We start from the raw sequence: 7852 nt of genomic DNA, 5'->3' as shown, positions 1-7852 counted from the left end.
GCGAGCTGGGTTCAGAACGTCGTGAGACAGTTCGGTCCCTATCCGTCGCGGGCGTAGGAAATTTGAGAGGATCTGCTCCTAGTACGAGAGGACCAGAGTGGACTTACCGCTGGTGTACCAGTTGTCTCGCCAGAGGCATCGCTGGGTAGCTATGTAGGGAAGGGATAAACGCTGAAAGCATCTAAGTGTGAAACCCACCTCAAGATGAGATTTCCCATGATTTTATATCAGTAAGAGCCCTGAGAGAAGATCAGGTAGATAGGTTAGGAGTGGAAGTTGTGTGAGCAATGGAGCGGACTAATACTAATAGCTCGAGGACTTATCCAAAGAGTCAGAAGATATTGACAACGTAAGGTTAACTTGTTAGAATATAGATGTTCAATTTTGAATGTTTAATCATTCAGAGTTAAGTGACGATAGCCTAGGAGATACACCTGTACCCATGCCGAACACAGCAGTTAAGCCCTAGAACGCCGGAAGTAGTTGGGGGTTGCCCCCTGTGAGATAAGGTAGTCGCTTAGCTTGATTCCGCCATAGCTCAGTTGGTAGTAGCGCATGACTGTTAATCATGATGTCGTAGGTTCGAGTCCTACTGGCGGAGTATAGAATAAAAGAGATCAAGTAATTGATCTCTTTTTTACTTTTCATTTTAATGTTAATTAAAACTCCGTTTAGTTAACGGAGCTTTTCTCTACTTAGTTATTTGGGAAAAATGCTTGATATAAAGCTTTAATGGCTTTTTCTTCTTGATCTTTACTTACAACGAACATAATGGAAACTTCACTAGAACCTTGCGAGATCATTTGAATATTCACTTCATTTTCTGATAGTGCTTTGGCCGCAGTTGCGGTAACCCCTACTTGACTCTTCATCTTTTCACCAACAATCATAATGATGGAAAGATCATGTTCAATTTCGGCTGTGTCAACTTCTAGCTTTTGTGTTAATTGTTTCAGAATTTCTTGTTCTTTGATCGGTGTTAGTTCACGTGAACGCAAAATGATGGATAAATCATCAATTCCTGTTGGCATATGTTCCCAACTGATATTGAGATCTTCTAAAATTTGAAGGACTTTTCGACCAAACCCAACTTCGCGGTTCATAAGGTATTTGGTCATATTGATACTTACAAACCCTGAATCTCCAGCGATTCCTACGACAGTTACATGATCATTTGAATGTTCCAAAACAATTCGGGTTCCTGGGTGGTCCGGATTGTTTGTATTTTTAATGACTAATGGAATTTTACCTCTGTAGGCTGGCACAAGAGCTTCATCATGTAAAACTGAAAAGCCAGCATAGGCTAATTCACGCATCTCTTTGTAAGTTAATTCAGGAATGGAATGTGGGTGTTTAATAATACCTGGATGTGCTGCAAAAATACCATTTACGTCTGTAAAGTTTTCGTATAAGTCTGCTTTTACACCTGCTGCAATGATCGATCCTGTAATGTCAGATCCACCACGAGAAAATGTACAAATGTCACCATCTTGAGTAACACCAAAGAAACCTGGAATGACAATCACTTCACTTGAATCTTTTAGTTCTTCAATTTTATCGTAACTAGATGGTAAAATACGAGCGTTGGAAGGTTCGGCAGTGACCGTAATTCCTGCTTCTTTTGGATGGATATATCTTGCTTCTAATCCATTTTGATTGAAATAGGCAGCAATGAGTTTAGCATTGTTATTTTCACCAGCTGCTAGGAATGCATCATATGTAAATGGATTTCCTTTTTTAGGTAAATTTGTTAAATCATAGATATCTTCAGCAATTTCTTGAATAATGGAATCTTTGAGACCCAATTCTTCTGTAATGGCACGATAACGTTCAATAATCCACTGTTGTGTTTGTGTGACATCCTTATCTGAAGTAAATTCTTTATAATACCGGATCAGAGCATCTGTTACTTTTGTATCTTCAGCGTTGCGTTTGCCTGGAGCTGATACAACTACAAATCTTCTTTCTGGATCATCTTTAATGATATTAAGTACTTTTTTTAATTGAGAAGCTGATGCTAGAGAACTTCCACCAAATTTAGTTACTTTCATATTTTCTCCTTAATAGTTTCATTAATACATTATACCAAAGTTCAGTTATTGATACAATGTATTTAAGGATAGGGCATAAAATAATTGATTCTGTAAAAGGGAGAAATTGTAATTATTCAAATTTTACAATTTTGTTACATCTTATAGATATATTTTACTATTTTACTTTTTTGTGGTATGATATGTTATAATTCAAAAGTTTTAATATCAAAATATTTTATATTTAAATAAAAGGAGTCTGTGATGTTTGAAACAATTTTGTATTCTGTCGAAAATGACCTCGCGACAATCTCTTTAAATCGTCCTGAAGTATCCAATGGTTTTAACATTCCAATGTGTCAGGAAATTTTAGCTGCCTTGGAAGATGCAGAAAAAAATGAGGAAGTAAAATTCATTATTCTATCAGCAGAAGGGAAAATCTTTTCAGTTGGTGGAGATTTGAGTGAAATGAAACGCGCAGTCGATGCAGATGACATTGAGTCTCTTGTTTTAATTGCTGAATTAGTTAATACTATTTCTAAGAAGATTAAGCAATTACCTAAGCCGGTTATTATGGTAGCTGATGGAGCGGTCGCAGGAGCGGCGGCCAACATAGCAGTAGCTGTTGATTTTTGTATTATTAGTGATCGTACTAAATTTATTCAAGCCTTTGTTGGGGTTGGTTTAGCACCAGATGCGGGTGGGTTATTCTTATTAGGAAAAGCTATTGGTATGTCTCGGGCTACTCATTTAGTAATGACGGGTGAAGCTTTGACCGCAGAAAAAGCATTGGAATATGGCCTAGCTTACCGTGTTTGTGAATCTGAAAAACTTGAGAAAACGGTTGATCAATTGCTTAAAAAATTAAGAAGAGGATCTTCAAATTCTTATGCTGCCATGAAAGAAATGGTTTGGGAAGCCTTCTTGAAAGAATGGGATCAATATGCGAATCTTGAATTAAATTTGCAAAAGAAACTAGCATTTACAGAAGATTTTAAAGAGGGGGTTATTGCCTACTCTGAAAAACGTCGGCCACAATTTAAAGGAAAATAAATTTGTATTTTTTTCTATGTTTTGTGAAAAAAAGCTTGCAAATTATTTTCATTTTTGATAAAATTTGACTATCAAAGTAAAATTAGGAGGTGGAGTTTTGAATTACCAATTAGTTAATGACTATTTAACATCCATCTTTAATAATGTTTTGGTTATCGAGGAGACGAGCCTAAGAGCAAGTCGATTTAAAGATGTTTCTATTAAAGAAATGCATACGATCGACGTGATTGGTTCGACACCGAATGCAACCCCGAGTGATATTTCACGGGAGTTGATGGTGACTTTGGGGACTGTCACGACAAGTTTGAATAATCTTGAGCGCAAAGGGTATATCGAAAGAAGAAGATCTGAAGTTGATCGCCGGGTTGTACACTTGAGTTTAACAAAGAATGGTCGTCTACTTTATCGACTTCATCAACAATTCCATAAACGGATGGTCAACCAGATTATTGGAGATATGAGTCCTGAAGAGAAGAAAGTGATGCAAAAAGGATTGCAAAATCTGTATCGTTTCTTGGAGGAAATTAAATAATGGTCTTTGCTAAAATTAGTCAAGTCGCTCATTATGTACCTGACCAAGTCGTATCGAATGATGATTTAGCTGAGATTATGGATACAAGTGATGAATGGATCAGTAGTCGGACAGGCATTCTTCGTCGTCACATTTCAAGAGATGAGACGACCAGTGATCTTGCAACAGTTGTCGCACAAAGATTATTAGCAAAAGCAAACTTAGACGCTGAAGAAATTGATTTTATCGTTGTCGCTACAATTACTCCAGACAGCTTAATGCCATCGACCGCAGCCCGGGTACAAGCTAATATTGGAGCTTCTCGAGCCTTTGCTTTTGACCTGACTGCAGCATGTAGCGGATTTGTATTTGCATTAGCCACTGCTGAAAAATACATTTCTTCAGGGATGTACCAGCGAGGGATTGTGATCGGTAGTGAGACGCTTTCAAAAGTATTAGACTGGTCAGATCGCTCTACTTCAGTCCTTTTTGGAGATGGAGCTGGCGGTGTCTTGCTTGAAGCGAGCGATCAAAAATCGTTTTTAGCTGAAAGTCTTTTTACGGATGGTAGCCGTGGTTCTAGTCTTGAATCTTGCTATTTGGGTCTGTCTTCTCCTTATTCAGAGGAAGTTACCGATCGAAGATATCTGACGATGGATGGGCGGGCAGTTTTTGATTTTGCTATTCGTGATGTCACGAAAAGCATTCAAAAGATTATAGCAGACGCCTCTATGGAAGCAGAAGAGATTGACTATTTTCTTTTACATCAGGCGAATGACCGAATGTTAGATAAGATGTCAAAAAAACTGGGTGTCTCTAGAGAGAAGATCCCAGCAAATATGATGGAATATGGGAACACTAGTGCTGCTAGTATCCCCATTCTATTATCGGAGTGTGTCGAGAATCATCGAATCAAGATGGATGGAAGTCAAAAAATTCTTCTTACAGGATTCGGTGGAGGTTTGACATGGGGCACACTTCTTGTTACAATCTAGTTAAACATGTGGAAACACATTTTAAAAATTTATATATTTTTTTTAAGGAGGCCTGTCATGGCAGTATTTGAAAAAGTACAAGAAATTATCGTTGAAGAACTTGGTAAAGAACCATCAGAAGTAACTCTTGAATCTACATTCGAAGATTTAGAAGCTGATTCATTGGATTTGTTCCAAGTGATCTCTGAAATCGAAGATGCTTTTGATATCCAAATCGAAACTGAAGAAGGATTGTCTACAGTTGGTGATCTTGTCGCTTACGTAGAAGAAAAAACAAAATAATGATAGATGAGAGTATCGAAAGATATTCTCTCTTGTTTAGGTAATAGTTTGAGGCTCAAAGAAACAATCTTTCGAACTCAAACTATTACTTAAGCGAAAAAAGAGGTAGGTATAATGCAAACACGAATTACTGAACTATTGAATATTAAATATCCAATCTTCCAAGGTGGGATGGCATGGGTCGCTGATGGTGATTTGGCTGGAGCAGTATCAAATGCTGGAGGTCTTGGAATCATTGGTGGTGGGAACGCTCCAAAAGAAGTTGTAAAGGCTAACATCGATAAGGTGAAGTCTATTACAGATAAACCTTTTGGTGTAAATATCATGCTTTTGTCCCCATTTGCGGATGACATTGTTGACCTGGTGATTGAAGAAGGTGTTAAGGTTGTTACAACTGGTGCTGGAAATCCAGGAAAATACATGGATCGTTTCCATGAAGCAGGGATCACTGTAATTCCAGTAGTTCCGTCTGTTGCACTTGCAAAACGGATGGAAAAATTGGGCGCTGATGCAGTGATTGCAGAAGGAATGGAAGCTGGAGGTCACATTGGTAAATTGACGACTATGACCTTGGTTCGCCAAGTGGTTGAAGCTATTTCTATTCCAGTAATTGGTGCTGGAGGAGTCGCTGATGGTGCCGGTGCTGCAGCTGTCTTTATGTTAGGTGCCGAAGCTGTTCAGGTGGGAACTCGTTTCGTGGTTGCAAAAGAATCTAATGCTCACCAAAACTTTAAGAATAAAATCTTGAAAGCAAAAGATATCGATACTGTAGTTTCAGCATCTGTTGTTGGACACCCTGTTCGTGCGATCAAAAATAAATTGGCTTCTGCCTATAACCAAGCTGAAAAAGATTTCTTGGCAGGTAAGAAGACTCAAGAAGAAATTGAAGAATTAGGAGCAGGAGCCCTTCGCAATGCTGTTGTTGATGGAGATGTTGACAATGGTTCTGTAATGGCGGGTCAAATTGCTGGACTTGTAAGCAAGGAAGAAACTTGTGCTGAAATTCTAGAGGATATCTATTATGGTGCAGCCAAGGTGATTAAAAAAGAGGCTGCTCGTTGGGCAGATGTAAACGTCTAAAAACGTCGAAAGGATTAGGATAGTGACAAAACGTGCGTTCTTATTTGCTGGTCAAGGGGCTCAGAAATTGGGCATGGCGAGCGATTTGTATGCGGCTTATCCCGTTATTAAAGAGACATTTGATACGGCTAGTCGTATTCTCGGTTATGATTTGCGTGAATTGATTGATTCGAACGAAGAAAAACTGAATCAGACACGCTATACTCAACCAGCTATTTTGACAACGTCAGTAGCCATTTATCGTCTCTTAGCAGAAAATGGTATCACTCCTGATATTGTTGCCGGCCTCTCTTTGGGGGAATATTCTGCCTTAGTTGCGGCTGGAGCTCTTTCGTTTGAAGATGCAGTAGCTTTGGTTGCGAAACGTGGTGAATTCATGGAAACGGCAGCTCCTGCTGGAAGTGGGAAAATGGTTGCTGTTATGAATACAGATCCAAGTTTGATCGAAGAGATTTGTCAACAAGCATCCGAAAAGGGTGTAGTAACACCAGCTAACTACAATACGCCAGCACAAATTGTGATTGGTGGTGAGGTTGCGGCTGTGGACTATGCTGTGGAACTATTGAAGGAAGCAGGTGCCAAACGCTTGATCCCTTTGAATGTGTCAGGTCCATTCCACACAGCCTTACTGGAATCTGCTAGTCAAAAATTGGTGGCTGAACTAGAAAAAGTATCATTTAATGATTTTGATCTTCCTTTAGTTGGGAATACAGAAGCTACAATCATGAAGTTAGAAGATGTGAAAGCACTTTTGGCCCGTCAAGTAAAAGAACCGGTTCGTTTCTATGATTCAATTGCTACGATTCAAGACTTTGGTGTAGATGAGGTCATCGAGATCGGACCTGGAAAAGTCTTGTCAGGATTCTTGAAGAAAATTGATAAAACTCTTCCAACTCATAACGTCGAAGATCAGGCTAGTCTAGATGCACTTCTGAATGCTTAAAACGAGGTAAAGATGGAACTTAAAAATAAAAATGTTTTTGTAACAGGTTCAACACGCGGAATTGGATTGGCTGTGGCTCATAAATTTGCGAGTCTCGGTGCCAATGTTGTCCTAAATGGACGTTCTGAAATTTCTGAGGACTTGCTTGCACAGTTTGCTGACTATGGTGTGACTGTTGTTGGTATTTCTGGGGATATTTCTAATGGCGAAGATGCTCAACGTATGGTAGCTGAAGCAATTGAAAAGCTTGGAAGTGTTGATGTTTTGGTCAATAACGCTGGGATTACAAACGACAAGTTGATGTTGAAGATGACTGAAGAAGATTTTGAACGTGTCTTGAAAATCAACTTGACAGGTGCCTTTAATATGACTCAAGCTGTCTTAAAACCGATGTCTAAAGCTCGTCAAGGGGCCATTATCAACATGTCCTCTGTTGTTGGTCTAATGGGGAATATCGGTCAAGCTAACTATGCGGCTTCAAAAGCTGGTTTGATTGGTTTCACTAAATCAGTAGCGCGTGAAGTTGCGGCTCGTGGCGTTCGTGTGAATGCCATTGCACCTGGTTTCATTGAATCAGATATGACTGATGCTATTCCAGAGAAAATGAAAGATGCCATGCTAGCTCAAGTGCCAATGAAACGAATTGGTCAAGCTGAAGAAGTGGCAGAAGTTGCGGCTTTCTTAGCAGGTCAAGAATATTTAACTGGTCAAACAATTGCCATTGATGGCGGAATGACTATGCAATAATGAATGCTCACTGATCGAAAATCACTTACTTAAATATCCATCCGACAAAAGGAGAATATATATGTCTACAAATCGTGTTGTTGTTACAGGTTATGGTGTAACCTCACCAATCGGAAATACACCAGAAGAATTTTGGAATAGCCTTCATGAAGGAAAAATTGGGATCAAACCCATTACGAAATTTGATGCTTCTGAAATTCCAGTCTTTAAT

The 7852-nt window shown here is 39.1% G+C and carries 9 protein-coding genes, 1 tRNA gene and 2 rRNA genes; 11 read left to right on the top strand and 1 reads right to left on the bottom strand.

The genetic code is table 11. The annotated features are described in order from the left end of the window. The 3 genes from PAN06_RS12110 to PAN06_RS12100 form a co-directional block, all read left to right on the top strand. Nucleotides 1-327, top strand: a 23S ribosomal RNA gene (locus tag PAN06_RS12110); the annotation flags it as partial. Between the two features lie 79 nt (nt 328-406). After that, nucleotides 407-522 (top strand): 5S ribosomal RNA (gene rrf / locus PAN06_RS12105). Between the two features lie 5 nt (nt 523-527). Continuing rightward, nucleotides 528-601 (top strand) — tRNA-Asn (locus PAN06_RS12100). Between the two features lie 94 nt (nt 602-695). Here PAN06_RS12100 and PAN06_RS12095 read toward each other — a convergent pair. Continuing rightward, nucleotides 696-2051, bottom strand: a complete 1356-nt coding sequence (locus PAN06_RS12095; protein WP_269796431.1) for an aspartate kinase — start codon at nt 2049-2051, stop codon at nt 696-698. A gap of 240 nt (nt 2052-2291) precedes the next feature. On the opposite strand from PAN06_RS12095, the gene PAN06_RS12090 reads away from it, so the two are divergent. The 8 genes from PAN06_RS12090 to PAN06_RS12055 form a co-directional block, all read left to right on the top strand. Beyond that, nucleotides 2292-3083: an enoyl-CoA hydratase gene (locus tag PAN06_RS12090; RefSeq protein ID WP_191904617.1), complete on the top strand. Its 792-nt coding sequence runs from the start codon at nt 2292-2294 to the stop codon at nt 3081-3083. A gap of 97 nt (nt 3084-3180) precedes the next feature. After that, nucleotides 3181-3615: a MarR family transcriptional regulator gene (locus PAN06_RS12085; RefSeq protein ID WP_009732277.1), complete on the top strand. Its 435-nt coding sequence runs from the start codon at nt 3181-3183 to the stop codon at nt 3613-3615. After that, a complete protein-coding gene (locus PAN06_RS12080) occupies nt 3615-4589 on the top strand; it encodes a beta-ketoacyl-ACP synthase III (protein ID WP_070659615.1) in 975 nt (324 codons plus the stop codon). Before PAN06_RS12085 ends, PAN06_RS12080 begins: the two co-directional genes overlap by 1 nt. A gap of 57 nt (nt 4590-4646) precedes the next feature. Continuing rightward, a complete protein-coding gene (locus PAN06_RS12075; RefSeq protein ID WP_003003892.1) occupies nt 4647-4871 on the top strand; it encodes an acyl carrier protein in 225 nt (74 codons plus the stop codon). Between the two features lie 114 nt (nt 4872-4985). Then, nucleotides 4986-5951 (top strand): enoyl-[acyl-carrier-protein] reductase FabK, encoded by a 966-nt coding sequence (gene fabK / locus PAN06_RS12070; protein WP_269796430.1) that lies wholly within the window; start codon nt 4986-4988, stop codon nt 5949-5951. Nucleotides 5952-5973: 22 nt separating this feature from the next. Then, a complete protein-coding gene (gene fabD, locus PAN06_RS12065) occupies nt 5974-6894 on the top strand; it encodes an ACP S-malonyltransferase (protein WP_269796429.1) in 921 nt (306 codons plus the stop codon). A 12-nt stretch (nt 6895-6906) separates the two neighbouring features. Then, complete coding sequence (gene fabG, locus PAN06_RS12060) at nt 6907-7641, top strand: 3-oxoacyl-[acyl-carrier-protein] reductase (RefSeq protein WP_003010456.1); 735 nt, start codon at nt 6907-6909, stop codon at nt 7639-7641. Between the two features lie 61 nt (nt 7642-7702). Next, nucleotides 7703-7852 (top strand): beta-ketoacyl synthase N-terminal-like domain-containing protein (locus tag PAN06_RS12055; protein WP_269796432.1); only part of this gene is annotated, 150 nt, incomplete at its 3' end.

This window comes from Streptococcus sp. SM3 (assembly GCF_027497875.1).
This window is presented reverse-complemented; position numbering and strand designations above follow the sequence as displayed.